Origin of the sequence: Gilliamella sp. App6-5, from assembly GCF_001690525.1 — a bacterium.
Classification (GTDB): domain Bacteria; phylum Pseudomonadota; class Gammaproteobacteria; order Enterobacterales; family Orbaceae; genus Gilliamella; species Gilliamella apicola_H.
Genome location: NZ_LZGT01000072.1, coordinates 18776 through 44360 on the forward strand (window position 1 = coordinate 18776; position 25585 = coordinate 44360).

Consider the following 25585-nt stretch of genomic DNA (forward strand, 5'->3'; position numbering starts at 1 on the left):
TTATTAAACAGTGAGTGTTCTATTTTGAGGTGTTATGGATTATTTCCCCCTATTTTGTAAGTTAGAAAACCGTGATTGCTTATTAGTCGGCGGTGGTGAAGTCGCTGAACGTAAGGCTCGATTATTGCTTGAAGCAGGTGCTCGCTTGACGGTGAATGCACAAACATTTAATGAACAATTTATGTGTTGGCATGCGCAAAAACAACTTGCCCTAGCTCAAGGGGAATTTGATGCTGAATTACTTGATAATAAGTGGCTAGTCATTGCTGCCACAGATTGCCAAGAGACTAATCAAAAAGTGAGTATTGAGGCAGAAAAACGATGTATTTTTTGTAATGTTGTTGATGCTCCTAAAGCGGCAAGTTTTATTATGCCTTCAATTATTGATCGTTCTCCTATTATGGTTGCCGTCTCTTCGGAAGGACATGCCCCTGTTTTGGCCAGATTATTGCGCGAAAAACTAGAGTCTATATTACCCCAACATTTAGGTAAATTAGCTAAATATGCTGGTTATTTACGCGATAAAGTTAAACTAACCTATCAATCAATGACGGAACGACGTCGTTTTTGGGAAAGACTATTTTCGCATGATAGATTAGCTCAAGCGCTTGCTAATAGTGATTCTGATGATGTTGAAAAACTCACGAATGAGTTATTTGATACATCACTTGATGCTCGTGGCGAAGTGGTTTTAGTTGGCGCTGGGCCTGGTGATGCGGGATTATTGACTTTAAAGGGATTACAACAGATCCAACAAGCGGATATTATTGTCTATGATCGATTGGTCTCAGATGATATTATGAATCTTGCTCGTCGTGATGCTAAGCGTGTATTTGTTGGTAAACGAGCAGGATTTCATTGTGTACCGCAAGAGCAAATAAATCAGATTCTTTTACAGCAAGCGCAAAAAGGTAAGCGTGTTGTACGCCTAAAAGGCGGAGATCCCTTTATTTTTGGTCGTGGCGGTGAAGAGCTTGAAACATTATTTAACGCTGATATTCCTTTTTCCGTTGTCCCAGGAATTACAGCTGCTTCGGGTTGTTCTGCTTATAGTGGGATCCCATTAACGCATCGAGATTATGCCCATAGTGTGCGTTTAATCACCGGTCATTTAAAGGACGGTAGTCACCTTGATTGGCAAAGCCTAGCGGCTGAAAAACAAACGTTAGTTTTTTATATGGGATTGTCGCAAGCTGAAAATATTGAAAAACAATTAATTAAGCATGGTATGAATGCAAATACGCCGGTAGCCATTGTTGAAGAAGGCACCACGACAAAACAAAAAGTAGTATCGGGCTTATTATGTGATTTAGCGCAATTATCTTTACAAGCTGGTAGCCCAAGTTTAATTATTATTGGACCTGTTGTGGCATTACGTGAAAAACTGAGTTGGTTTTCTGAACATTAATTGGAATAGATAGGTCAGTTTTATTGTGCGCCATTCTGCGATTGTATTTTTTCGCCACTGATAAAAGGTTCAGTTATTCACTTTAAAAATGGCTAATGAAATGGATCATTAGCCAATAAATAAAGTATCTATCAATTTAATACGGGCATTTAGCCTGCTAAATAATAAGACAAAATATCAGGTCGGTGTATCGACATCATCCCAATCCGCATTTTCAAAGCAAGTTAACCAATTTAATGCATAATGCCGCTCTTGAATAACATCACTTATAATCGATGCGGGTGGTTGTTTATCTTTCATTCTAAAATCTGTGGTTATCCAATGTAAGCGGTAGTGCAAATCTAAAGCATCTAACAATTCACTAACAGGTCTTAAGGTCATTGTAGAAATATCTTGCTCACTATGTTGCATTCCTTCGTCCACTAACGATGAAACATTACAGATAGTATCAGCAAAAGGGAGCTCAGATTGCCAATTGATAGCCCATTGTAAAGGTAATAGCGCCTCATATTTCCAAGACATATCTATCACATCTTGCTCTGTTGGTTGCTCGCTATAAATAAAGTCACGTTCATTATTTGATAAAGCCGCAAACCCTGTTGGGCAACGTTCTTTAAATTCCATCGGATTAATCGGATCATTTTCTCGAAAACTTTCGGCTTGAATACCTGTTAACATTATCGCGAACGCACGTTTAGCTACCGCGTCAGGCGTTCTAAGTATTACTTCGGATTCGGCAATAACTGGTGGTAAATGTGTCGGCGTATGCAATCCCAATTTCGCTAAATACTGTTCAGTTTTTGTTTTGCGCTTTAATGCTTCTGGTGGGTAAGGGACAATTGCCTCTAAATCCATATCACCATCAGGATATTGCAATACATCTCCATCAGGGTTTCGAATAGTTCCATCTGGCATAAATATAATGGCATTTGCCTGCCAGCCCCAAGAGGTAAATTTATTGAACTTATCTTCTTCAATCTCAAAGGTAAATTGATGTTTAACTCGTTGGATATGGCGATACAAAGCATAACGACGTGAATTCATCTGCCCATCTCCTGCTTGCATGACATAACCGATAAAACCATCAAGGTGTTTCATCAATTCAGCATCATCTAATCCACGATGATATAAACGTTCACAAGGGAAATCAATGGCTGGTGGATGAGTGACTGTAGAATAAGCATTGATCAATATTGGCATTTCAAACTTTCCTATTTTAGATTTTGTATATTTTATGGTTATAAGTAGCGGCTATTTGTTTGTGCAATTCTATTATAAGTTATCGTATCATTCTAGTTTTCAATGTCCTGTTTCATTTTTTGTGATGTTTTTTATTTTGTTGAATAAATAATGTTAGTTACCAAATCGCCGAAGTGGATAAGATTATTCCTGACTTTGTAGATACCATACGGTCATTTCCATTCGGGATTTAAAATTAAGTTTTTTGAATATACTTTTAATATGTACTTTGACTGTGCTTTCTACGATACCAAGCTCTTTTGCGATCAGTTTGTTTGATAACCCTTGGACTAATAAATTAAAGATTTCATTTTCTCTTGGTGTTAACAAGCTGACATCATGTATTTGCTTTGTGGTTGGCTCTTTGTTATGACGCATGTAATTGAGGATAATATGTGAAATAGCATTATCCATAATGAGCTTGCCTACCGAAATCTCCTTTAGTGATGTTAAAAAGTCTTCTGGCTCCATATCCTTTAATAAGTAGCCGTCAGCACCGGTTTTTAGTGCGGTGATAATATCTTCTTTCGCATCTGATACCGTAAATATAATGATACGGCTAGCGATGTTTCTTTCTCGTAAATAGCGTAATATTTCTAGTCCATTAACATCTTGCATATTGATATCAAGCAGAATAATATCAGGATCAAGCTCTTGTGCTAGTTTAACGCCTTCTATTCCAGAGCCAGTCTCACCCACAATTTCAAAATGGTTGTCAGTATTGATTAACTGTTTTACGCCATTTCTTAACATTGGGTGATCATCAATAAGAAGTATTGAGCTATTTATTTGTTCCATTTTTTACTCTTTATATTGCCTTAAATGGAATGGTTTTATTGGCTTTAAATGTTACCATAATTTGTGTCCCTTTATTGGGGGGGCTATTTATTGTTAAATTACCATTTAGTGTTTCAACTCTATCACGCATAATGATCAAACCATAATGATTTTCTTGTTTAATATCATTTTGTAAGCCAATGCCATTGTCTTTTATGCAAACTGAGATAATTTGATTGTCATCAATTTTTAAACTTACAATTACATGTGTGGCTTTAGCATGTTTGTATATATTATTAAGTCCTTCTCGAATAATCTGCAATAAATGAAATGCATATTTACTATTGATAATATTTAATGGTAAATGGTATTCAAATTGGATGTTGAGTTGTAATTTTTGATTAAATTCTTCAATTAATTCTACTAAACTTGCATAAAAGCCAGTTTGATTAAGGCGTAAGTGAAAAGAGGTAATCAGTTCTCTTAACTGAGAATAGGTGATATTGATCTCTTTGCGCATAGTTGCTAATAAATCAATACTGTTTTGAGATGTTAAATCTGACTGCATTTGTAAGCAGCTCAGGTGTATTTTTAAACAAGATAGTGATTGCGCGATGGAGTCATGCAGTTCTCTGGCCATTGCTGAGCGTTCTTTCATTAATAAATATTGCTTTTGTTGTTCTATTTTTCTTTCTAGCTTCATTGCAGTGGTCATTTGCTCAATCAATCCCATAATTAAGTTTTCTTGCTCATCGGTTAATATGACCTCATCTGACTGTAAAGCGAATAGTATTCCATATTTTTCGGCGTTCTCTTGAAGATACCAATGACGTTGAAAACCATTTTTTTGTTCAGGTTTTGATGAGATCAAACATGCACTGCAAGTGGGGTTTTGGCAATAGGGTAATTTTTGCTCATTATCATAACTGATTTGTTGATAATGCTTAGGATCATCTGATTCATAAAAGCGAATTTGAAATTGAGTTAGTGGGACTAATTCCTCCAGCTCGCGTAATATTCTTAAAAAACGTTCACATAATGGTTCTGAAGTATGTAGTTGCTTGATTGCTTGATATTGAAAGGAAACTATCTTATTGGTTTGTTGTAATTTAGCGGTTTTTTCAGCAACTTGTTGTTCTAGCAATAAATATTGTGACTCGATCTGAGTTGACATTTTATTGAAAGCCTGCCCTAATAGATCAAATTCATTTTTTTTAGCTCTAATATCGAAACGCGCTTTAAAATTGTGGTTCGAAATAGCTTCGGCCATATCAATTAGTTTTTTCAATTGAGCAAGAAGACAGTAACGTAAATAGTAGATCTGAGCGATAAGAAATAGGGCAATAATAACAATAAATAATTGTTGTATTTGAGAAATATGTTGAATTTTTTTCTCGGTATTTTGATCAATTTTATGTACTAAATCATTAATACGAATAACATAATTTTCAATGTCACTTTTTATATCATCCATTTTTTGTGCTTGCTTTATTTTGGTGATAAGTCGAGTTTGCCAATCAGTTTCTAACCGATTAAATTCATTCATTAAGCCGTAGCGTTTTAAGAGCATGAGATGCTGCTTGGATGAAGAAATATCCATAAAAATGTTTAAGTGGTTATACTCTTTTTTGTTAAGAGGAATCATGGTAAGCAGTTGGTAGTTCTTCATTCTTAGTAAACCTAATTGATTAACCATATATGCCCCACCTTTTGCATCATTAGCTACCTGAATTGAAAACGATAAGGCGATTAAAGCAATAGCGCCTAAAAAAAACATTAATAGTGTTAAACGATTAATAATTGATGCACTGTAGCCAATTTTTCTTTTCGACATATAAACACTCAATATTATTTTATAATTTTATTTCAGATAAATAGCAATTTATGATTATTGTAGCCTGAAAAGAGTATATCTCTGATTTTTTTTGTCACTTTTTGCAATCTTTTGGCAAACAGCGCTTGCAACAAGGATAAATTTTGCGTAAAATTCACGCCCTATAAGATTAATTACGCAGACATATATGTTTAATCAAGTAATCGTCTGCTTTTTATTGCGGAGTTAAGTATGTACGCAGTTTTCCAAAGTGGTGGTAAACAACACCGAGTTAGCGAAGGACAAGTCGTTCGCTTGGAAAAAATTGAAGTCGAAACAGGTGCAGAAGTTGTTTTCGATAAAGTTTTAATGGTAGCAAATGGTGAAGACATCAAAGTTGGTGCTCCGTTTGTTGAAGGTGCAACAATTAAAGCAGAAATTGTTGAGCACGGTCGTGGTGACAAAGTGAAAATTGTTAAATTCCGTCGTCGTAAACACTATCGTAAACAACAAGGTCACCGTCAGTGGTTCACTGATGTGAAGATCACTGCAATCGCTTAATAGGAGTATCGAACAATGGCACATAAGAAGGCTGGTGGTTCATCACGTAATGGTCGTGATTCCCAAAGTAAACGTTTAGGTGTTAAACGTTATGGTAGTCAAGAAGTTCTTGCTGGTAATATTTTAGTTCGTCAACGTGGAACTCAATTCCACCCAGGTACTAATGTAGGTTGTGGTCGTGACCATACTCTATTTGCCTTAATTGATGGACAAGTAAAGTTTGAAGTTAAAGGACCTAAAAACCGTCGTTATGTTAGTGTAGTTGCTAATAGCTAATTTAAAAACAGTTCAAAAGTTATAGAAGCCTCACAGTTATTGTGGGGCTTTTTTCATTTCTTGAAATTCATATAAAATTGATGGCGATATGATAAAACAGCAAAATGTTAAATTAGGTTTTGCACTTGCCATGTTAACAGCAGTGATGTGGGGCATTGTGCCAATTGCAATGAAATATGCACTAGTCGTTGTTGATCCATTAACATTAGCTTGGTCGCGATTGGCTATCTCAGCACTTGGTATTACTATCTGGCTGGCTTACAAAAAGCAAATCCCTAATGTAATGATGTTTAAAAAGCGTCGTCGTTTTATTTTATTGATGATTGCTGGATTTGGATTGTTGGGTAATTTTGCATTATTTGCAAGTGCTGTTCAGTATCTTTCTGCCACAACAGCGCAGGTGGTTGGGCAAACTGGCATTGTGATATTTATGATTTCAAGTGCTTTTATTTTTAAAGAGCGACTAAGGCCGACACAGATTATTGGTATCTTAGTATTACTCACAGGGCTTGCACTATTTTTTAATAAAAATATTGTCGACCTTTTTTCTAATATGTCTGCGTATGGCATTGGTATTTGGCTTGGCTTATTGGCTTCAGTATCGTGGGCTTGCTATGCGCTTGCTCAAAAAGTGCTACTACGTAAATTACGTGCAGAACAATTACTTTGGTTAATCTATCTGATTTGCACTGTATTTTTGTTGCCTTTTACCTCACCAAGTAAAATGGCCAATGCTGATGCAACGCAACTACTTGCTATCATATTTTGTGGTTTAAATACCATTATTGCTTACGGTGCGTTAGTGATGGCAATGGAACGGTGGCAAGCGGCACAAGTGAGTGCTATAACAACCTTAACACCATTATTTGCACTGATCTTTTCAGATTTGTTTGCATTAATTTGGCCTGAAAAGTTTGCTATGCAGTATTTAAATATTTTAGGTTATATTGGCGCCGTGTCTGTTGTTGCGGGCGCAATGTTTGCGACCATTGGGCATTATCTTTGGCATCCAAGAAAAGGCTGGCTAATTAACCGCAATAAAGGGGAAGAATAATGAAATTTGTTGATGAAGCATCAATTCGAGTTGAAGCAGGAGATGGTGGAAACGGTTGTGTCGGTTTTCGCAGAGAAAAGTATATACCCAAAGGTGGCCCTGATGGTGGCGACGGTGGTGATGGTGGTGATGTCTTTTTTATTGCTGATGAGAATTTAAATACACTTGTTGATTTCCAGTTTGAAAAAAATTATCGCGCAGAACGCGGTCAAAATGGACAAGGTTCTGATTGTACGGGAAAACGCGGTCGAGATATTACTGTTAAAGTGCCCGTGGGAACACGCATCACGGATAAATATACAGGTGAAATTATTGGTGATTTAACGCATCATCAACAAAAAGTATTGGTTGCCAAAGGTGGCTTTCACGGTTTGGGTAATGCGCGTTTTAAATCTTCAGTGAATCGTGCTCCAAGACAAAAAACCGATGGTACCCCAGGTGAAAAACGCGATGTATTATTAGAACTATTATTGCTTGCTGATGTTGGCATGTTAGGTTTACCTAATGCTGGTAAGTCAACATTTATTCGTGCAGTTTCGGCTGCTAAACCGAAAGTTGCCGATTATCCATTTACGACTTTAGTGCCGAGTTTGGGGGTTGTTCGAATGGATAATGAGCAAAGTTTTGTTGTTGCTGATATCCCTGGTTTGATAGAGGGCGCGTCAGATGGAGCAGGACTTGGTATTCGTTTTTTAAAACACCTTGAGCGTTGTCGTGTTTTAGTTCATTTAATTGATATGGCACCAGTAGATGAATCAGATCCGATAGAAAACGCTAAAGTTATAATTCAAGAAGTTCAACAATACAGCGAAAAATTAGCGAATAAACCGCGCTGGTTAGTATTTAATAAAATGGATGTATTAGGGCCAGAGGAGAGTGCTAAACGAGCGGCTGAAATTGCTAAGGCGCTTGACTGGCAGGATAAATATTATGTTATTTCTGCCATTAATCAAGAAAGCGTAAAAGCGTTATGCTGGGATTTAATGGAATATATCAATGCTCATCCACGTGAAGCCGAACAAGAAGAATCATCGCCCGAAAAAGTTGAATTTATGTGGGATGATTATCATCAACAAGCAATGGAAGAAGCTTTTGAGGATGACGATGATTTTGATGATTGGGATGAAAGTGATGAAGAGGGCGTAGAGTTTATTTATCAAAAATAGTCATTATTACGGTCTTTTTATCTGAATTTAGCTATTGTGTAAAATCGTTTTATAAAAGCAGAAAAGCAATCTTCTGCTATTTTTGTTAATTTTTATCGAGTTGAATATAAAATTAGTTTTATGACATAAGTAAGTCAGGTATTTATTTTCATCTAATTTAGGAAATCCCAAAAAATGCTTGCTTTTAGTAATGAGAATCATTATCATTATAATGTACTTTGTTAGAGCACTAAACAGCTTCTGAAAAAGTATGACATTGCTCACATTGCTCACATTGCTTCCAATGTTTGCCAGACTAGCATCGCTAAGCTGGCTTTTTTATTTTTGGGTTATTCACAACTATTTTAATTTTTAAGTACTAGTTATTTGCTAATTCATTGTTGATATCAAATAAAATGAGTAATGCTGCGCTGCCGCCAAACTCTTTGGGTGCTTGGTGAAAACACATAATGCGAGGGTGTTGTGCAAGCCACATTGGCGTTTGTTTTTTTAAGATATTCTTTCCATGTCCATACATGATACATGCGCAATGGGCTCTTTCACGTAAACATGCTGCGATAAGCGCTGCAATCTCTTTTTTAGCCTCTTGCTGGGTGAGTCCATGTAAATCTAAAAAAAAATCTGGCTCATAAAATCCACGGCGTAATTTTTTTACTTCATAGGGATCGGCATTTTCTCGACTATAGCTGATAGGATCTTGTTGCAATAGAGGTTGATAATTATCGGAAAAATAAAACTCAGCATGCGTTTTTTCATGTTGTAGTTTTTGTGTTTCCATTATTTTTTTGGAGCGTTTCATCGGTTTATGAATAACAGTATCTTGTTTTAGCTTTTTGGTGTTACCAATACTATTTTTAAACAAGTTTATGTCATCTTGGTCTAAATTAAATTTATTTGGCATTAATTTTCACTCTGGGTAAACTTTTTCTTTAAATTCACACAAATCTTCTATAACACAAGAACCGCATCTAGGCTTTCTGGCAATACAGGTATAACGACCGTGTAATATTAGCCAATGGTGGCAATTTATTTTATATTCTTTCGGTACGACTTTCAGTAATTTTTCTTCAACTGCTTCGACAGTTTTACCAGGTGCAAAACCTGTACGGTTACTTACTCTAAAAATATGCGTATCAACAGCAATGGTCGGCCAACCGAACGCCGTATTTAACACAACGTTGGCTGTTTTACGACCCACACCAGGTAACTCAATAAGTGAATCAAAATTTTCTGGTACTTCGCCTTGATATTTATCAACTAAAATTTGACATGTTTTTATAATGTTTTCAGCTTTACTATTATAAAGCCCAATGGTACGAATATAACTTTTTAATTGATCAACGCCGAGTGCTAAAATTTGTTGTGCTGTATTGGCTACAGCAAAAAGCGGTTTTGTTGCTTTGTTGACACTTACATCGGTTGCTTGAGCTGATAGAACAACAGCAATAAGTAATTCAAATGGCGTTTGGTATACAAGCTCGGTGGTTGGATCTTTAATATGATCTTTTAGCCTGTCTAAAATTTGAATTCGAGTTGATTGTTTCACAAAATGATTAATATCCTAAAATAGTTTGTTTGGTATTATATACCGTATTTGCAGTTTATCTGTAAGTTAAATTTAGTTTGTATAGGCGTTTTAGTTTTGGCTATCAACGATATATGTAGATTGTAATTTTACCAAATAACAATATCATCTATTTTTTATTGGCTCAAATACATAAATCGTCTGCTTTTTAGCATGGGCTTTTTGTGATAAGCTAGCTCACTATTTTTAATTTCATAATACAAGGTTTGTTATAAAAATGTCGTTACCAATGATTGTCACCTTTGCAGTGTACATTTTAGGGATGATTGCGATTGGTTTTTTTGCGTTTCGTGCAACGCAAAACTTTGGTGATTATATTCTAGGTGGACGCCGTATTGGTAGTGTTGTCACAGCACTTTCAGCGGGTGCTTCAGACATGAGTGGTTGGTTATTAATGGGGCTACCTGGCGCGGTTTTCTTGTTTGGTATATCACAAAGTTGGATTGCCATTGGTTTGATAATTGGCGCGTATCTCAATTGGTTACTGATTGCTGGACGGTTGCGTGTTTTTACCGAAATCAACCATAATTCTTTAACATTACCCGATTATTTTGCTCGTCGATTTGATGATAAAAGTTCTTTACTTCGTATTATTTCTGCGGTGATTATTCTTATTTTTTTTACTATTTATTGTGCTTCCGGTGTGGTTGCTGGTGCAAAATTATTCGAAAGTACATTTGGTATGAGTTATGGCTGGGCAATGCTAGCAGGTGCTGGTGCAACAATTGCTTATACTTTTATTGGTGGCTTTTTAGCTGTAAGCTGGACTGATACTATTCAAGCAAGTTTAATGATGTTTGCACTTATTTTAACCCCTATTATGGTTATGGTGAATGCCGGGGGCTTTTCTGATGCAATGGCATATATTGAATCGCTTAATCCTAATTACACCAATTTATTTGCTCACATGGATTTTATTGCCATTATTTCATTGTTAGGTTGGGGACTTGGTTATTTTGGTCAACCACATATTTTAGCCAGATTTATGGCAGCTGATTCCCATGAAGTGATGAAAAATGCACGTCGAATTAGTATGACTTGGATGATTTTATGTTTAGCCGGAGCCATTACGGTTGGCTTTTTTGGTATTGCTTTTTTCTCCAATCATCCAGAATTTGTCTATTTGGTTAATAACGGCAAACATGAACGCATTTTTATTGAGCTTTCAAAGTTATTATTTAATCCTTGGATTGCTGGTGTATTGCTTGCAGCTATATTAGCGGCGGTAATGAGCACATTAAGTTGCCAGCTATTAGTCTGTTCAAGTGCTATAACGGAAGATTTCTACCGCGCCTTTTTTAGACCAAAAGCAAAACAAAAAGAACTTGTTTGGGTTGGGCGTATAATGGTGTTACTAGTTTCAGTTATTGCGATTTTATTAGCCATTAATCCGAATAATAGCGTACTTGATTTAGTCAGCCATGCTTGGGCTGGATTTGGTGCAGCGTTTGGTCCAATTATTGTTTTTTCGGTATTTTGGTCACGTATGACACGTAATGGCGCATTAGCTGGTATGATAATTGGTGCAATAACCGTATTGCTTTGGATTAATTTTAATTGGTTTAATCTATACTCTCTCATTCCTGGGTTTTTATTTGCTTCAATTGCGATTGTCGTGTTTAGCTTATGTGATAAAAAACCTAATGAAATAGTGGAAGATCATTTTAAACAAGCGTATAAACGTTATCATAATAAAACAGTATAAATTTCATTAAAGTAGAATATAAACGTAATAAAATTTAATAGGTAAAATATATGACAAAAAATGTGATCAAACAACTGCAAGAGCGTGGACTGATTGCGCAGCTTACCGATGAAAAAGCATTAATAGAACAAATTGAACAAAATCCTATTGCGCTTTATTGTGGTTTTGATCCAACAGCCGATAGCTTGCATCTTGGACATTTGGTACCGTTGCTTTGTTTAAAGCGCTTTCAATTAGCTGGACATAAACCTGTAGCTTTAGTCGGTGGAGCAACAGGATTAATTGGTGATCCAAGTTTTAAAGCCGTTGAGCGAAAACTCAATACTGAAGAGACAGTTGTTGAGTGGAGCGAAAAAATTAAACAACAAGTTTCACCATTTTTAGATTTTAATTGTGGTGAAAATGCGGCAATTGTTGCCAATAACTACGATTGGTTTAGTGGTATGAATGTGCTGACATTTTTACGTGATGTTGGTAAGTATTTCTCGGTTAATGCGATGATCAATAAAGAATCAGTTAAGCAACGTATTGATCGTGACGAGGTAGGGATTTCATTTACAGAGTTTTCTTATAGTTTATTACAGTCGTATGATTTTGCTTGTTTGAATAAATCGCATGACGTTGTTTTACAAATAGGTGGATCTGATCAGTGGGGAAATATTACCGCGGGTATAGATTTGACGCGTCGATTACATCAAAAACAGGTTTATGGTCTAACCGTGCCATTAATCACTAAATCAGATGGGACTAAGTTTGGTAAAACTGAAAGTGGTGCTGTATGGCTGGATCCTAAAAAGACAAGTCCGTATAAATTTTATCAATTCTGGATCAATACTGCTGATGCTGATGTTTATCGATTCTTAAAGTTCTTCACATTTATGCCGTTAAATGAAATTGATGCATTGGAAGAAGAAGATAAAAACAGTGGTGTTGCGCCTCGTGCTCAATATGTACTTGCGGAACAAGTTACTCGCTTAGTTCATGGTGAAGAAGGGCTTATAGCGGCAAAACGCATTACTGAAAGCCTATTCTCTGGCAAATTAACTGATTTGTCTGAAGCTGATTTTGAGCAGTTAGCCCAAGATGGTATGCCAACGTTAGTTGTTGAAAGTGACATTGATTTACAGCAAGCAATCGTTAATGCGCAGTTTGCACCCTCAAGAGGTCAAGCAAGAACGATGATTGAATCTAATGCCATTTCAATTAATGGGGAACGTAATACAACAACAGATTACCGTTTTTTAGATAGTGATAAGCTTTTTAATCGTTATACTTTGCTTCGTCGTGGTAAAAAATATTATTGCTTGTTAATTTGGAGCTAATTTCATGAAAAATATTTTATCGATTCAGTCTCATGTTGTATTTGGTCATGCAGGAAATAGTGCTGCTGAATTTCCTATGCGTCGATTAGGGGTAAATGTTTGGCCTTTAAATACTGTACAATTTTCTAATCATACTCAATATCGCCAATGGACTGGAACGGTAATGTCAGCATCTCATTTAACTGAGATTGCTGATGGAATTCATGAAATTGGTGAACTAAAACGTTGTGATGCGGTATTAAGTGGCTATATGGGATCACCTGAGCAAGGCAATGCTATTATTGAGATTGTTAAAAAAGTAAAATCGGTTAATCCTAATGCGATTTATTTTTGCGATCCGGTAATGGGGCATCCTGAAAAAGGTTGCTTTGTTGCCCCAGGTGTATCAGAGTTTTTGTGCAATACTGCGCTGCCTATGGCAGATATGATGGCACCAAATATTTTGGAGCTTGAAGAGCTAAATGGTAAGCAACGTGTCAATAATGTTGAAGAAGCTATTCTAGCTTGTCGAGAATTATGTAAAAAAGGGCCTAAAGCGATTTTAGTTAAACATTTAAGCCGAGCTGGATATAAAATTGATCGGTTTGAAATGTTACTTGTGACTAAAGATGACGCATGGCATATTGATCGCCCATTAGTTGATTTCGGTGTAAGACAACCTGTTGGTGTTGGTGATATGACAAGTGGACTATTTTTAGCAAATATTTTACTTGGAAAATCATTGGTTGAAGCCCTAGAACATACTACTTCGGCGGTGTATGCGGTTATGCTTGAAACCTTAAAACAAGATGAATATGAATTACAATTAGTTGCAGCTCAACATGAAATTGAAAAACCAACACAATGGTTTAATGCAAAAAAAATTGATTCATTGTAAAATTATGTAAGAATGAAATTAACTAGCGTTTAGTATTAAATTTATGAGGGGATAATGGACAATATTTCATTAGGAGTGATGCTTGCTGATTTACGAGAACAAATGGGATTAACTCAGGATGATGTTGCCAATAAAATTCATGTTCGTAAAACTGTGATTGACGATATCGAAAAAAATCAGTTGCCTCATGCCCCTCTTGTTTTTGTAAAAGGTTATATTCGTTCTTATGCAGAAATTGTCGGCTTATCAGCTGATCAGTATCAACCTCATATCGATGAATTAACCAAACAATCTAAGTCACAACAAAAAAAAATTCAACCTCACACGTTTATAACAAAAAAACCAGGAAAGGCTCCATTTATCTTAATCGGTATATTTGTTCTTCTTTGTGCGCTTGGTATAACTTTATACTATGTTAATAAGGATGATAAAAATAACCTTATTGAAGTAAGTCATTATATTTCTCCATCCCCTATTACCCGTGTTAATAGTTAGCAAATTTTCTTATTCTCATACAGACATTTGCCTTAAATCTTGTTAAGATTGCTGGCTAGTTATTTTGTAATATGGTTAAGTGTGTATGAGTCATCAGGAGTCACCAATTGTTAGGCGAGAATCTACCCGAATTTATGTCGGCAATGTTCCTATTGGTGGCGGAGCCCCAATAGCTGTTCAATCGATGACAAATACTCGAACTACTGATGTCGAAAAAACGGTAGCTCAAATTCAAGCACTTGAACGTGTTGGAGTGGATATTGTGCGTGTTTCTATTCCAACAATGGATGCGGCTGAAGCGTTTAAATTAATTAAACAACAAGCTACAGTTCCACTGATTGCTGATATTCATTTTGATTATCGTATTGCTTTAAAAGTTGCAGAATATGGTGTTGATTGTTTAAGAATTAATCCCGGCAATATAGGTAATGAGTCAAGAATTCGTGCCGTTGTCGATTGTGCCAAAGATAAAAACATCCCAATACGTATTGGGGTGAATTCGGGATCGCTTGAGAAAGATATTCAAGAAAAATATGGTGAGCCTACTCCAAAAGCGATTGTTGAATCAGCGATGCGTCATGTTGATATACTTGACAGGCTTAATTTTGATCAGTTTAAAGTTAGTGTAAAAGCATCTGATGTGTTTACTGCGGTTGACGCTTATCGTTTGTTAGCTAAACAAATTAAGCAGCCATTGCATTTGGGCATAACTGAGGCGGGTGGAGTGCGGAGTGGTGCGATTAAATCGGCCATTGGATTAGGATTATTGCTATCAGAAGGGATTGGCGATACACTCCGCGTATCCCTAGCTGCCGATCCTACGGAAGAAGTTAAAGTTGGATTTGATATCTTAAAATCACTGCGTATACGGTCTCGTGGTATTAATTTTATTGCGTGTCCAACCTGTTCGCGCCAAGAGTTTGATGTGATTAATACCGTCAATGCATTAGAGCAGCGATTAGAAGATATTGTTACACCAATGGATGTGTCAATTATTGGTTGTGTGGTTAACGGTCCGGGCGAAGCGTTAGCTTCAACCATGGGGGTTGCTGGCGGTCATAACAAAAGTGGTTTTTATGAAGATGGTGTGCGTATTGGCCGTATTGATAATGAAAAAATGATTGATGAATTAGAAGCTAAAATTCGGGCTAAAGCATTAATATTGAAAAACAGAATTACAGCAACTGAATTATAATTTTATTAGATAGCGAATAAATAAATGACAGAGAGAAAGATCCAATCTATACGAGGTATGAATGATTTACTCCCAACAGATAGTGCAAGTTGGCAACAGATTGAAAACATTGTTAAAGGCGTATTAAACAGTTATGGCTATAACGAAATTAGAACGCCCATTGTTGAAGACACTGCGCTATTTAAGCGAGCAGTCGGTGAAGTGACCGATATTGTTGAAAAAGAGATGTACACATTCAATGACCGTAATGATGAAAGTATTACTTTACGTCCAGAAATTACCGCAGGTTGTGTCCGTGCTGGCATTGAACATGGTCTTTTTTATAATCAAGAACAACGCCTTTGGTATCTAGGGCCTGCTTTCCGTTATGAAAAACCGCAAAAAGGGCGCTATCGCCAATTTCATCAATTTGGCGTTGAAGTCTTTGGCCTTGAAGGCCCCAATATTGATGCTGAACTTATCCTTTTAACTGCACGTTTCTGGAAAGCTTTGGGTATCGAACAGCATACCTCTCTTGAGCTAAATTCAATAGGTTCGATTGAAGCTAGAGCCAATTATCGAAATGCATTAGTTGCTTTTCTTGAACAACATAAAGATAAATTGGATGAAGACTGCTTACGTAGAATGTATACTAATCCATTAAGAGTACTTGACTCAAAAAATCCACTTGTGCAAGAGCTACTTAATCAAGCACCAAAATTGTTCGATTATTTAGATGAAGAATCTAAACAGCACTTTGAAGGGTTATGTCGCTTATTGGATAACGCTGGAATAAAATACAATATTAATCAAAGATTAGTTCGTGGATTAGATTATTATAATCGAACTGTTTTTGAATGGGTAACAAGTAGCTTAGGTGCACAAGGTACCGTTTGTGGTGGTGGTCGTTATGATGGGCTTGTAAGCCAACTTGGCGGACAACCAACACCAGCAGTGGGTTTTGCCATGGGCGTTGAGCGTTTAGTGTTATTAGTTCAAGCCGTTAATCCAACATTCAATCGCGATAATTTGATTGATGTGTATATGATATCTTCTGGTGATGAAAGAACAATTTCAGCAGCACAACGTGTTGCAGAGCAGTTGCGCGATGGCTTACCAGATTGGCGAATCATGACAAATTACGGTAGTAGTAATTTTAAGAAACAATTTGCCAAAGCCGATAAGTTAGGTGCTAAAATAGCAGTCATTATTGGTGAAAATGAACTAGCTAATCAGTCTGTAACGATTAAAAATTTACAAACAGGCGAACAAGTTGAAGTTGCACAAAAAGAAATTGTCCAAACTTGCTTGTCGATAAAGTAAAAGAAATAGGAGAAAAACGTGAGTCATCAGTTATCGAGTGAAGAACAACTTGAAGAGATAAAGGGCTTTTTTGCTAAAACATGGAAAATTATGGTTGCGGTCCTTGTGATCGGGTTATTGGCTTTTTATGGCTGGCGTTATTGGCAATCATATAAAGCTGAAAAGGCGATTGAATCGTCAGATAAGTATGAACAGTTAATAGCTCAATTAGATGATAATAAACCAGATTCTGTCAATGAATTAGTCGCTTTTGCTAAAGACAACGATACTATTTATAGTGTATTTGCTAATTTACGTGCTGCAAAATTTTATGTTGAAGTATTAAAAGATTATTCTGGTGCGCAAACATTATTAGTCGATGCATTAAAGAAAACCGATTCAGAGCCAGTCAAAGCAATTACCAATATTCGTATAGCGCGTTTACAGTACCAACAAGGTCAATATCAAGACAGTTTAACATCGCTAAGCCATGTGACTAGCGAAAGCTGGGGATCTGTAATTAATGATCTTCGTGGTGATGTGTTAGTTAAAATGACTCGTTATGCTGATGCAGTGAGCGCTTATAACGTTGCTTTAACTTCTAACCCAACCAAAGATTTAGAAGAAAATATTAAAATGAAGTTGAATCAAGTTGAATATTTAAAAGCAAAACAACAAGCTGAACAAGAAGCTCAGGCAAAAAAAACTGCAACGGAAGAAAGTAAAAATTAATTTATCCTGCTATAAGGGGCTATACAATGAAGTTATCAAAATATCTTTTTGTTGGTGTTTTTGTTTTTTCACTAGCTGGGTGTTCTTTATTCGGTAGAGAAGATGAGATTGTACAAATTGCACCGTCACCGAAAGTAGATAATCAATTTTCTATCCAACAAGTATGGAAAAATAGTACTGCTGGTAATACTCATATTTATTCATTATTAGGTCCGATCAATTATGATAATGCTATTTATGTTGCAAGTCGTAGTGGACAGGTTAAAGCAATTGATTTAGTAAGTGGTCATACGCTATGGGATGTAAATTTATCGCAAAGTACGCTTTTTAGCAGTAAAACGGCACTATTTTCAGGTGGTGTAAGTGCTGATGATAAATATGTTTACGTAGGTAGTGAACGTGCTGTTGTGTATGCGTTAGATCGTAACAATGGTAAAGTGGTGTGGGAAAAAACCGTAAAAGGTGAAGTGCTTGCTCGCCCAGTATCTTCTGATGGAAAATTAATAATCCATACTGCAAATGGTATTCTTCAAGGTCTTAATCGTGATACAGGTGATTATTTGTGGGATGTTTCTTTCGACGTTCCAGCATTGTCGTTAAGAGGCAACTCTACACCGACCATCGCTCATGGTGCTGCTATTGTTGGTGATGATAATGGTCGAGTAAATGCTTACTTTATTAATGATGGCCAATTAATTTGGCAGCAACGTATTTCACAGCCATCAGGATCTACTGAAATTGCAAAATTAAACGATGTTGATTCAACTCCCGTAGTTGAGGGTAATTTAGTTTATTCTGTTGGTTATAATGGCAGTTTGGTTGCGCTTGATTTAAGTAATGGTCAAACTGTTTGGCGTAAAGGACTTGGTTCTACTCATAGCTTTGCGGTTGATACTAATCGATTATTTGTTGTAGACCAAAATGACAATGTTCAAGCTATTGCCAAGAATGGTGGCGGTGAGCTTTGGACGCAATCAAATCTTACACATCGTCAGTTAACCGATCCTGTTATCTACCAAAAATATGTGGTATTTGGTGATTTTGAAGGTTACCTATATTGGTTAAATGCTGAAAATGGAGAGCTTGCAGCTAAGACTCAAGTGAGCAGTAGTGGATTAATATCGAAACCAATTGTTGTGGACAATAAATTAATTGTTCAAGCCAAAAATGGTGATATTTACGCTTTTACAAAAAATTAAAGTAATTTAGAGAAGAATCATGGTACCTGTAGTAGCACTTGTTGGTCGTCCAAATGTTGGAAAGTCGACTTTATTTAATCGGTTAACGCGAACCCGAGATGCCTTAGTGGCTGACTTTCCCGGATTAACTCGTGATCGCAAATATGGCCGAGCAGAAATCAAGGGCCATGAATATATTTTGATTGATACTGGTGGTATTGATGGATCTGAAGATGGGGTTGAAAGTTTTATGGCTGAGCAATCCCTGCAAGCCATAGAAGAAGCGGATATTGTCCTTTTCTTGGTTGATGCCAGAGCCGGTGCCATGCCTGCCGATCAGGCTATTGCTAAGCATTTACGCTCTCGTCAAAAAGCCACTTTTTTAGTGGCTAATAAAATTGATGGTATTGATGCGGATACTGCAATTTCTGATTTTTATGGCTTAGGGTTGGGCGAAATTCATCCAATCGCAGCTAGCCATGGTCGAGGCGTAAGCTCGTTAATTGAAACGGTATTAGATCCTATTTTTCAGTTTGATAATAACCAAGAAAGTGATTTTGAGAATAAAGAACAAGTTGAGGACTTAACTGAATCTTGCGATGATTTTGTCGATGAAACAGAATCTCTTATTAATCAACCCATCAAGGTTGCTATTGTGGGTCGACCTAATGTAGGTAAGTCAACACTAACTAATCGAATTTTAGGTGAAGAGCGAGTCGTTGTATATGATATGCCAGGCACCACGCGTGATAGCATCTATATACCAATGACACGTGATGAACGTGAGTATATCTTGATTGATACCGCGGGTGTACGTAAACGTGGCAAAGTCACCGAAACCGTTGAAAAATTTTCTGTCATTAAAACCTTACAAGCCATTGAAGATGCTAATGTTGCCATTTTAGTTATAGATGCCCGTGAAGGTATATCCGATCAAGACTTATCATTACTGGGTTTTATTATTAATAGTGGGCGCTCACTTGTTATAGCTGTTAATAAATGGGATGGCTTGTCACAAGATATCAAAGAGCAAGTGAAAACAACACTAGATGATAGATTAGATTTTATTGATTTTGCTCGTGTTCACTTTATTTCTGCTTTGCATGGTAGTGGAGTTGGTAACTTATTTGATTCAATACAAGAAGCATATGATTGCGCAACGCGCCGTGTCAACACCGCCTTATTGACTAAGATTATGCAAATGGCACAAGACGATCATCAGCCACCTTTGGTGCGAGGACGCCGCGTTAAATTAAAATATGCGCACGCGGGTGGCTACAATCCACCAATTGTTGTGATTCACGGTAATCAAGTAGAAGATCTACCTGATTCTTATAAACGCTATTTAATGAACTATTTTAGACGCTCACTAAAAATTATGGGCTCACCAATTCGAATTCAGTTTAAAGAAGGAGCAAACCCATTTGAAGGGAGAAAAAATAGTTTAACCGCATCACAGCAACGCAAACGTCGTCGATTGATGAAACATGTTAGAGGTCGAAAATAATTTATGTCTCAAATAAAGAGAGGTGATGGTGGACAAGAAGGTCTTTGCCCAACGTGTCATCATAAAATGAGTGTTGTTTCGCCTCAACATTTTAATTGTCTTCATTGCAAGCAACATTATTTTGAACAATATATTTGCCCGACTTGTCTGCAAAAAGCGCAGATGATTAAGGGTTGTGGATCGGTGAACTATATTTGCCCAACTGATGGTTTAATCTCCAGCAGTAAGGTGATATTTCATTATTTACCAGAATAGAAGATATTATCTATATTAAAGCCATAAGAGGTTATTTTATGCGAATTATTTTATTAGGCGCACCAGGAGCAGGAAAGGGAACCCAAGCACAATTTATTATGCAAAAATATGAAATTCCCCAAATTTCCACTGGTGATATGTTGCGTGCAGCAGTAAAAGCAGGTACAGCGCTTGGTTTGCAAGCAAAAGAATTAATGGATGCAGGTAAATTGGTTACTGATGAACTTGTTATTGCATTAGTGAAAGAGCGTATTGCGCAAAGCGATTGTGCTAATGGCTTTTTATTAGATGGTTTTCCTCGAACTGTTCCTCAGGCTGATGCTATGAAAGCGGCCGGTATTAATGTTGATTATGTGCTTGAATTCGATGTACCAGACGCTGTCATTATTGATCGCATGAGTGGGCGCCGTATACATGCTGCTTCAGGTCGTGTTTATCATGTTCGTCATAATCCACCGAAAGTTGAAAATGTGGATGATGTGACAGGTGAGCCCCTCACTATTCGCAAAGATGATAATGAAGAAATCGTTCGTAAACGTCTTGTTGAATATCATGATTTGACTAAACCACTCATTAATTATTATCAACATGAAGCAAAAGAAGGGCGTACACACTATTTCCGTGTTGATGGAACACAGCCTGTTGCCGAAGTAACAAAAGAATTAGCTAAAATTTTAGAATAATTGGTTATCTATAAAAAGCGCAAGGTAGTGTTAACTATCTTGCGCTTTTTATTTCAAATAGATTAATATCACCGCCTATACAGCGATCAACTAAAAGCTGAGCCACGATAAACATCGCCTAAAAATCTTCAGAAAATGCACTGATTTTATTCGATTTTTTAAAGTGAGTTTTGTTTTAGCAGAGGGTAGATTCTTCAGAAAAAACCTCAATTAGGGTATTGATTTTATTTGTTTTTTTGTGATGAGCCTTATCTATAATAGTAAGGCTCTATTTTTAGCAAAAAAGTAAAGTATTATAAAACCATTCTTACAATATCAATTTCGCCTAATTCTTTATAAAGATTTTCGACCTGCTCAATATGCGTGGCATTAATAGTAATTGAAACTGAATGATAATTGCCTTTACTGCTTGGTTTGATTGATGGCGTATAATCACCCGGAGCATGACGTTGAATGACTGATACCACTTTGTCAACAAGTTCAGGTTTGGCTTCGCCCATTACTTTGTAAGTAAAAGAACATGGGAACTCTAATAATTCATTTAATTTAGTTGGTTGCATAATCTTATTTTTCTCAGTTAATAGGTTCAATGTATTGGTATCAAGAATGATTACTATATATAGGCTGTTTATCACTCTTCAAGTAACGAATAATAAACATTGCTTTTTAAAGTATATATTTTGAGCTATGATAAGAAAATTCTAACATAGTGAAATAAGCGTTTTTACTATTTACCAATAAGGCTAAAACAATATGTCATCTAAATCCAAAAATAAAGAACCTTTTGGCACATTATTAGGTTATGCACCGGGCGGGGTTGCTATTTATTCTTCTGATTATGAAACATTAGATCGAAATCAATACCCGAATGATGGATCATTTCGTAGCTATTCTGGCTATGAGTATATGGGATATAAATGGCAATGTGTTGAATTTGCAAGGCGTTTTTTATTCTTAAATTATGGTATCGTTTTTACTGATGTAGGAATGGCGCACGAAATTTTTTCACTACGTTTTTTAAGGCAAGTTGTTAACGAGGCGATTTTACCTTTGCAAGCATTTGCTAATGGTAGCAAAAAAATGCCAGAAGCAGGCTCTTTATTGGTATGGGATGATGGTGGTGTATTTGACAGAACAGGCCATGTAGCTATTATCACTGAAGTATTTGAAGACAAAGTCCGAGTTGCTGAACAAAATGTAATACATACCCGTTTACCCATTGGACAGCAATGGACGCGTGAACTTAAAATGACGGTGTCTAGTGAAGGTTATCATTTACATGATACGTTTGATGACACGAAAATTTTAGGTTGGATGATTCAAACTGATAAGACAGAGTATAGTTTACCTCAACCTAAAATTCCTCAGCCTTTACTTCAAATTCATAGTGCTCATATTGAAAATCAAGGTCAATTTGATAAAAAATGGTTAGATGAATCAGATCCATTAGAACATGCGTATGTATTAGCGGCAGGTCATGCGATTAGCCATGATGATCATTATCGTTATTTCACTATTTCAGAAAGTGCTGAGCAAGAGTTAATTCGGGCTACCAATGAATTACATTTAATGTATTTACATGCCACCGACAAGGTATTAAAGGACGATAATTTATTACTTAATTTTAATATTCCTGAAATATTATGGCCAAGATTAAGACTTTCGTGGCAGCAGCGTCGTTATCAAATGATTACAGGACGATTAGATTTTTGTATGGATGAACGTGGCTTTAAAGTCTATGAATATAATGCCGATTCAGCCTCTTGTCATACCGAAGCAGGGAAAATATTATCAAACTGGGCGACACAGGCAAGAATCAGTGTAGGAACAAATCCGAGTGAGGGATTACTTAATGCTTTAGCTAATTGCTGGAAGCATAGTGATGCGCAAGCATTTGTACATATTATGCGTGATGATGATAGTGAAGAAAATTATCACGCTTTATTTATGCAAAACGCCATGACTTTGGCCGGAATAGATAGCAAAATTTTACGCGGACTAAGTGGACTGAGATGGGATAAACGAGGTCGGTTAGTGGACGATGAAGATCGCCAAGTCACTTGTGTTTGGAAAACATGGGCTTGGGAAACTGTTTTAGAACAGCTTCGACAAGAAAGTGAAGCACAAGTTGCAGGTTTGCCGATTCGTACTTGGCATCCTGATAATACCGTAAGATTAATTGATGTGCTTTTACGGCCTGAGGTATCTGTTTTTGAACCTTTATGGACTGTTATTCCAAGTAATAAGGCGATTTTGCCGGTATTGTGGTCATTATTCCCTAACCATCGTTATTTATTAGAATCGACTTTTGAACTCAACGATAACTTAATAAAAAAAGGTTATGCGATTAAACCTATTGCGGGGCGAAGGGGCAGTAATATTGAACTGGTCAACAGTAAAGAGCAAATACTCGATAAAACACTTGGCAAATTTACTAAACAAGAAAATATTTATCAAGAGTTATGGTGTTTACCTAAAGTTGATGAAAGGTATTTGCAGTTATGTACTTTTACGGTTGGTGGCCATTATGGTGGGACTTGTTTACGTTCAGATCCTACATTAGTGATAAAAGGTGAAAGCGATATGCAACCATTACTCGTATTAACAGATCAAGATTTTTTAAAATAATTTTGTAAAAAACTTTCAGGAAAGTATGTGTTTCAGTATAAATTTGTAACAGGCTAGCAGAATCATAATTAACTTGAAAAACTTTATAAACCAAATAGTTATAAATTTTTATGTATGGTTTATATAAAGCGTTTTATTTGTAGTGGAACTTATCAAAAATATAAATAAAAATTCATAATATCCATAATGATATCAATTACAATAATAGTGTTTTCTGTTAAACTTATTTTTGTTGCGTACAAATGCTGAGAAATAAAATAATAGAAAGAAATAGAAAGGAACATATGGCAAATACATTACTTCGAAGCGGTGATATTAAAGATTTTAAAATGCTAGGGCATGATGGTAAAGCCGCTTATTTAGTTGCAGCTCAAATTCGTGAAATGTTTAGAGTTAAATTAGGTAAACAATATGCTGATTATTTAGCTATTCCACAACGTAATGATCACGGCAATATTATCGATTGGTATATTCCTTTTGATTCAAATCAGCCCGATGGGCAATATGATATTGTTCCTTGGACTTCAGCTAGTGAATCTGAGCAACAGTCAGCGCTGGCTTTACTGAAAGAATTTGAACATAAAGTGATGAATTTTGGCAAACAACTCGCCAGTCATCCTAATTTAGAAGGCGATCAACTGCTTTTTAGTCGTCTTATTTATGATCCCAAAAATAATGTTGATAGTGCCGAACCTAATTTGATGGCAATACGTTTTCCAAGTAATCAATTTGTTTATATTGTTAACGGTAAACCGGTGATTACTTTCTGGGGATTTGTGTATCCGCACACCTCTCAGGCCAATTCTCCATTCTATAGTTTAGAATCGGTAGCAAAAGTTGCACAAGCAGCAGCCGTTACTTCTGCCACGCCTATTGATAATAAACCATGGTGGAAGCGTTGGTGGATATGGTTGCTGGGATTATTACCGTTATTGTTGCTTTTATTAGCCTTGTTTTTGCTACGCGGTTGTTGGTTAAAACCTGAGATATCGATTAATCCGAATGTATCTTTAGATAATAATATTAGTCAACCTGAAAAGGATGACAAGCAGGATAAAAAAGCGACAGAACCAGAATTAAAAACTGAGCCAAGAGATGTGGTTGTTGATAATCGGTTGGCTGTCACGGGTAACGCCATACCAAATGGTACCATTTTAGACAATACAACCAATACTCCGACTAATTCCAATGTAGCAAGTGATGCGGTTGATCATTCTGTAGCACCAGATAATGCAAATGAGGGGAATAATACTTCAAATCCAGATGCGCAAGATCATAAAAATGATCAAGTGACTCCGCCTGATATAGGTAAAACAGATGATAAAGATGAAAAATCAACGCCTATCGATCCCGATAAAAAAGATAATACAGATGTTCAAAATGGACAAGACAAAGATAGCGCCAACCAAACTTCTTCGCCATCAGATAAAGATAATAAAGCAGATTCTAACGCTGAGGTTGATCAAACAAATAATTTAGCTTTACCAGCAGATGCAATCAAGCAAGGAACCACAAAGTTCTTAGATGGTCAATGGTCTGTCAATGGTGGCATTCAAGATAAAGCCACAGGTAAACCATTGCAATTAAGTTATAACTTTAAAGATGGCAATGGCGAAGTTACTATAACGCGTAGTGACGGTGTGAAATGTACGGGTAATGTTGGCACTGATATTAAAAACGCTAATTTAGGTATAGCGGGTAATACTGAAGCTGTTTGTAGTGATAACACCAAATATCAATTACCCAAAATTCAATGCACACCAGGCAAGGATAATAAAGCCAATTGCCAAGGAATTTATAATAATGGGATTTTATTCCCAATAACGATGAAAAAACAATAAAGGTTGT

The 25585-nt window shown here is 36.4% G+C and carries 24 protein-coding genes; 18 read left to right on the forward strand and 6 right to left on the reverse strand.

All coding sequences use genetic code 11. The features are described from left to right. The first annotated feature begins 34 nt into the window (after positions 1-34). Positions 35-1408 (forward strand): siroheme synthase CysG, encoded by a 1374-nt coding sequence (gene cysG / locus A9G24_RS08420; RefSeq protein ID WP_065638610.1) that lies wholly within the window; start codon positions 35-37, stop codon positions 1406-1408. Positions 1409-1585: 177 nt separating this feature from the next. Here cysG and A9G24_RS08425 read toward each other — a convergent pair whose 3' ends face one another. The 3 genes from A9G24_RS08425 to narX form a co-directional block, all read right to left on the reverse strand. Beyond that, a complete protein-coding gene (locus A9G24_RS08425) occupies positions 1586-2608 on the reverse strand; it encodes a DUF4272 domain-containing protein (RefSeq protein ID WP_065638611.1) in 1023 nt (340 codons plus the stop codon). A gap of 183 nt (positions 2609-2791) precedes the next feature. Further along, a complete protein-coding gene (gene narL, locus A9G24_RS08430) occupies positions 2792-3445 on the reverse strand; it encodes a two-component system response regulator NarL (protein WP_065638612.1) in 654 nt (217 codons plus the stop codon). A gap of 10 nt (positions 3446-3455) precedes the next feature. Beyond that, entirely contained in the window at positions 3456-5258 is a 1803-nt protein-coding gene (gene narX, locus A9G24_RS08435; protein WP_065638613.1) for a nitrate/nitrite two-component system sensor histidine kinase NarX, read from the reverse strand. A gap of 231 nt (positions 5259-5489) precedes the next feature. On the opposite strand from narX, the gene rplU reads away from it, so the two are divergent. The 4 genes from rplU (at position 5490) to cgtA (ending at position 8294) form a co-directional block, all read left to right on the forward strand. Beyond that, a complete protein-coding gene (gene rplU / locus A9G24_RS08440; protein WP_025314436.1) occupies positions 5490-5798 on the forward strand; it encodes a 50S ribosomal protein L21 in 309 nt (102 codons plus the stop codon). A gap of 15 nt (positions 5799-5813) precedes the next feature. Continuing rightward, the gene (rpmA, locus tag A9G24_RS08445) at positions 5814-6074 is read left to right on the forward strand and encodes a 50S ribosomal protein L27 (protein ID WP_034915250.1); all 261 of its coding nucleotides are present in this window, start codon (positions 5814-5816) and stop codon (positions 6072-6074) included. A gap of 88 nt (positions 6075-6162) precedes the next feature. Continuing rightward, positions 6163-7128 (forward strand): DMT family transporter, encoded by a 966-nt coding sequence (locus tag A9G24_RS08450; RefSeq protein WP_065638614.1) that lies wholly within the window; start codon positions 6163-6165, stop codon positions 7126-7128. Next, positions 7128-8294, forward strand: a complete 1167-nt coding sequence (gene cgtA / locus A9G24_RS08455; protein WP_065638615.1) for an Obg family GTPase CgtA — start codon at positions 7128-7130, stop codon at positions 8292-8294. The genes A9G24_RS08450 and cgtA overlap by 1 nt, the downstream gene beginning before the upstream one ends. Before the next feature lie 358 nt (positions 8295-8652). On the opposite strand, the gene smrB is transcribed toward cgtA, so the two are convergent. Both smrB and nth read right to left on the reverse strand, forming a co-directional pair. Beyond that, positions 8653-9195 carry an endonuclease SmrB gene (gene smrB, locus A9G24_RS08460; protein ID WP_065638616.1) on the reverse strand — a complete coding sequence of 181 codons (543 nt, stop codon included), beginning with the start codon at positions 9193-9195 and terminating at the stop codon, positions 8653-8655. Between the two features lie 6 nt (positions 9196-9201). Further along, complete coding sequence (gene nth, locus A9G24_RS08465; protein WP_065638617.1) at positions 9202-9840, reverse strand: endonuclease III; 639 nt, start codon at positions 9838-9840, stop codon at positions 9202-9204. Between the two features lie 250 nt (positions 9841-10090). On the opposite strand from nth, the gene putP reads away from it, so the two are divergent. The 11 genes from putP (at position 10091) to adk (ending at position 21109) form a co-directional block, all read left to right on the forward strand. Next, positions 10091-11584 (forward strand): sodium/proline symporter PutP, encoded by a 1494-nt coding sequence (gene putP / locus A9G24_RS08470; RefSeq protein WP_065638618.1) that lies wholly within the window; start codon positions 10091-10093, stop codon positions 11582-11584. A 50-nt stretch (positions 11585-11634) separates the two neighbouring features. Then, positions 11635-12906, forward strand: coding sequence for a tyrosine--tRNA ligase (tyrS, locus tag A9G24_RS08475; RefSeq protein WP_065638619.1), 1272 nt, complete (start codon positions 11635-11637; stop codon positions 12904-12906). 4 nt (positions 12907-12910) lie between these two features. After that, a complete protein-coding gene (gene pdxY, locus A9G24_RS08480) occupies positions 12911-13783 on the forward strand; it encodes a pyridoxal kinase PdxY (RefSeq protein ID WP_065638620.1) in 873 nt (290 codons plus the stop codon). Positions 13784-13837: 54 nt separating this feature from the next. Next, positions 13838-14278: a helix-turn-helix domain-containing protein gene (locus A9G24_RS08485; RefSeq protein WP_065638621.1), complete on the forward strand. Its 441-nt coding sequence runs from the start codon at positions 13838-13840 to the stop codon at positions 14276-14278. An 85-nt stretch (positions 14279-14363) separates the two neighbouring features. Continuing rightward, positions 14364-15473: a flavodoxin-dependent (E)-4-hydroxy-3-methylbut-2-enyl-diphosphate synthase gene (gene ispG, locus A9G24_RS08490; protein ID WP_065638622.1), complete on the forward strand. Its 1110-nt coding sequence runs from the start codon at positions 14364-14366 to the stop codon at positions 15471-15473. 24 nt (positions 15474-15497) lie between these two features. Then, a complete protein-coding gene (gene hisS, locus A9G24_RS08495; RefSeq protein WP_065638623.1) occupies positions 15498-16775 on the forward strand; it encodes a histidine--tRNA ligase in 1278 nt (425 codons plus the stop codon). A gap of 18 nt (positions 16776-16793) precedes the next feature. Next, on the forward strand, positions 16794-17486 hold the full coding sequence (locus tag A9G24_RS08500) for a YfgM family protein (protein WP_065638624.1): 693 nt from the start codon (positions 16794-16796) through the stop codon (positions 17484-17486). A 26-nt stretch (positions 17487-17512) separates the two neighbouring features. Further along, positions 17513-18685: an outer membrane protein assembly factor BamB gene (bamB, locus tag A9G24_RS08505; protein ID WP_065638625.1), complete on the forward strand. Its 1173-nt coding sequence runs from the start codon at positions 17513-17515 to the stop codon at positions 18683-18685. Positions 18686-18704: 19 nt separating this feature from the next. Beyond that, entirely contained in the window at positions 18705-20171 is a 1467-nt protein-coding gene (der, locus tag A9G24_RS08510) for a ribosome biogenesis GTPase Der (RefSeq protein WP_065638626.1), read from the forward strand. 3 nt (positions 20172-20174) lie between these two features. Next, positions 20175-20426 (forward strand): YfgJ family double zinc ribbon protein, encoded by a 252-nt coding sequence (locus tag A9G24_RS12515; protein WP_081303140.1) that lies wholly within the window; start codon positions 20175-20177, stop codon positions 20424-20426. 38 nt (positions 20427-20464) lie between these two features. Next, positions 20465-21109 (forward strand): adenylate kinase, encoded by a 645-nt coding sequence (gene adk / locus A9G24_RS08515; RefSeq protein WP_065638627.1) that lies wholly within the window; start codon positions 20465-20467, stop codon positions 21107-21109. A gap of 293 nt (positions 21110-21402) precedes the next feature. Here adk and ybeD read toward each other — a convergent pair whose 3' ends face one another. Then, a complete protein-coding gene (gene ybeD, locus A9G24_RS08520; RefSeq protein WP_065638628.1) occupies positions 21403-21669 on the reverse strand; it encodes a DUF493 family protein YbeD in 267 nt (88 codons plus the stop codon). A 193-nt stretch (positions 21670-21862) separates the two neighbouring features. On the opposite strand from ybeD, the gene gss reads away from it, so the two are divergent. Together gss and A9G24_RS08530 are read left to right on the forward strand one after the other, a co-directional pair. Beyond that, positions 21863-23737, forward strand: coding sequence for a bifunctional glutathionylspermidine amidase/synthase (gss, locus tag A9G24_RS08525; protein WP_065638629.1), 1875 nt, complete (start codon positions 21863-21865; stop codon positions 23735-23737). Positions 23738-24021: 284 nt separating this feature from the next. After that, positions 24022-25578, forward strand: a complete 1557-nt coding sequence (locus tag A9G24_RS08530; protein WP_065638630.1) for an SrfA family protein — start codon at positions 24022-24024, stop codon at positions 25576-25578. Positions 25579-25585: the final 7 nt, after the last annotated feature.

Bases quoted from the DNA above. Each gene is read 5' to 3' on its own strand.
- ispG (WP_065638622.1), top strand. From the start codon at position 14,364: ATGAGTCATCAGGAGTCACCAATTGTTAGGCGAGAATCTACCCGAATT.
- tyrS (WP_065638619.1), top strand. From the start codon at position 11,635: ATGACAAAAAATGTGATCAAACAACTGCAAGAGCGTGGACTGATTGCG.
- ybeD (WP_065638628.1), bottom strand. From the start codon at position 21,669: ATGCAACCAACTAAATTAAATGAATTATTAGAGTTCCCATGTTCTTTT.
- A9G24_RS12515 (WP_081303140.1), top strand. From the start codon at position 20,175: ATGTCTCAAATAAAGAGAGGTGATGGTGGACAAGAAGGTCTTTGCCCA.
- hisS (WP_065638623.1), top strand. From the start codon at position 15,498: ATGACAGAGAGAAAGATCCAATCTATACGAGGTATGAATGATTTACTC.
- adk (WP_065638627.1), top strand. From the start codon at position 20,465: ATGCGAATTATTTTATTAGGCGCACCAGGAGCAGGAAAGGGAACCCAA.
- rplU (WP_025314436.1), top strand. From the start codon at position 5,490: ATGTACGCAGTTTTCCAAAGTGGTGGTAAACAACACCGAGTTAGCGAA.
- rpmA (WP_034915250.1), top strand. From the start codon at position 5,814: ATGGCACATAAGAAGGCTGGTGGTTCATCACGTAATGGTCGTGATTCC.
- A9G24_RS08450 (WP_065638614.1), top strand. From the start codon at position 6,163: ATGATAAAACAGCAAAATGTTAAATTAGGTTTTGCACTTGCCATGTTA.
- bamB (WP_065638625.1), top strand. From the start codon at position 17,513: ATGAAGTTATCAAAATATCTTTTTGTTGGTGTTTTTGTTTTTTCACTA.
- narL (WP_065638612.1), bottom strand. From the start codon at position 3,445: ATGGAACAAATAAATAGCTCAATACTTCTTATTGATGATCACCCAATG.
- narX (WP_065638613.1), bottom strand. From the start codon at position 5,258: ATGTCGAAAAGAAAAATTGGCTACAGTGCATCAATTATTAATCGTTTA.
- A9G24_RS08425 (WP_065638611.1), bottom strand. From the start codon at position 2,608: ATGCCAATATTGATCAATGCTTATTCTACAGTCACTCATCCACCAGCC.
- A9G24_RS08485 (WP_065638621.1), top strand. From the start codon at position 13,838: ATGGACAATATTTCATTAGGAGTGATGCTTGCTGATTTACGAGAACAA.
- A9G24_RS08530 (WP_065638630.1), top strand. From the start codon at position 24,022: ATGGCAAATACATTACTTCGAAGCGGTGATATTAAAGATTTTAAAATG.
- cgtA (WP_065638615.1), top strand. From the start codon at position 7,128: ATGAAATTTGTTGATGAAGCATCAATTCGAGTTGAAGCAGGAGATGGT.
- gss (WP_065638629.1), top strand. From the start codon at position 21,863: ATGTCATCTAAATCCAAAAATAAAGAACCTTTTGGCACATTATTAGGT.
- der (WP_065638626.1), top strand. From the start codon at position 18,705: ATGGTACCTGTAGTAGCACTTGTTGGTCGTCCAAATGTTGGAAAGTCG.
- smrB (WP_065638616.1), bottom strand. From the start codon at position 9,195: ATGCCAAATAAATTTAATTTAGACCAAGATGACATAAACTTGTTTAAA.
- pdxY (WP_065638620.1), top strand. From the start codon at position 12,911: ATGAAAAATATTTTATCGATTCAGTCTCATGTTGTATTTGGTCATGCA.
- cysG (WP_065638610.1), top strand. From the start codon at position 35: ATGGATTATTTCCCCCTATTTTGTAAGTTAGAAAACCGTGATTGCTTA.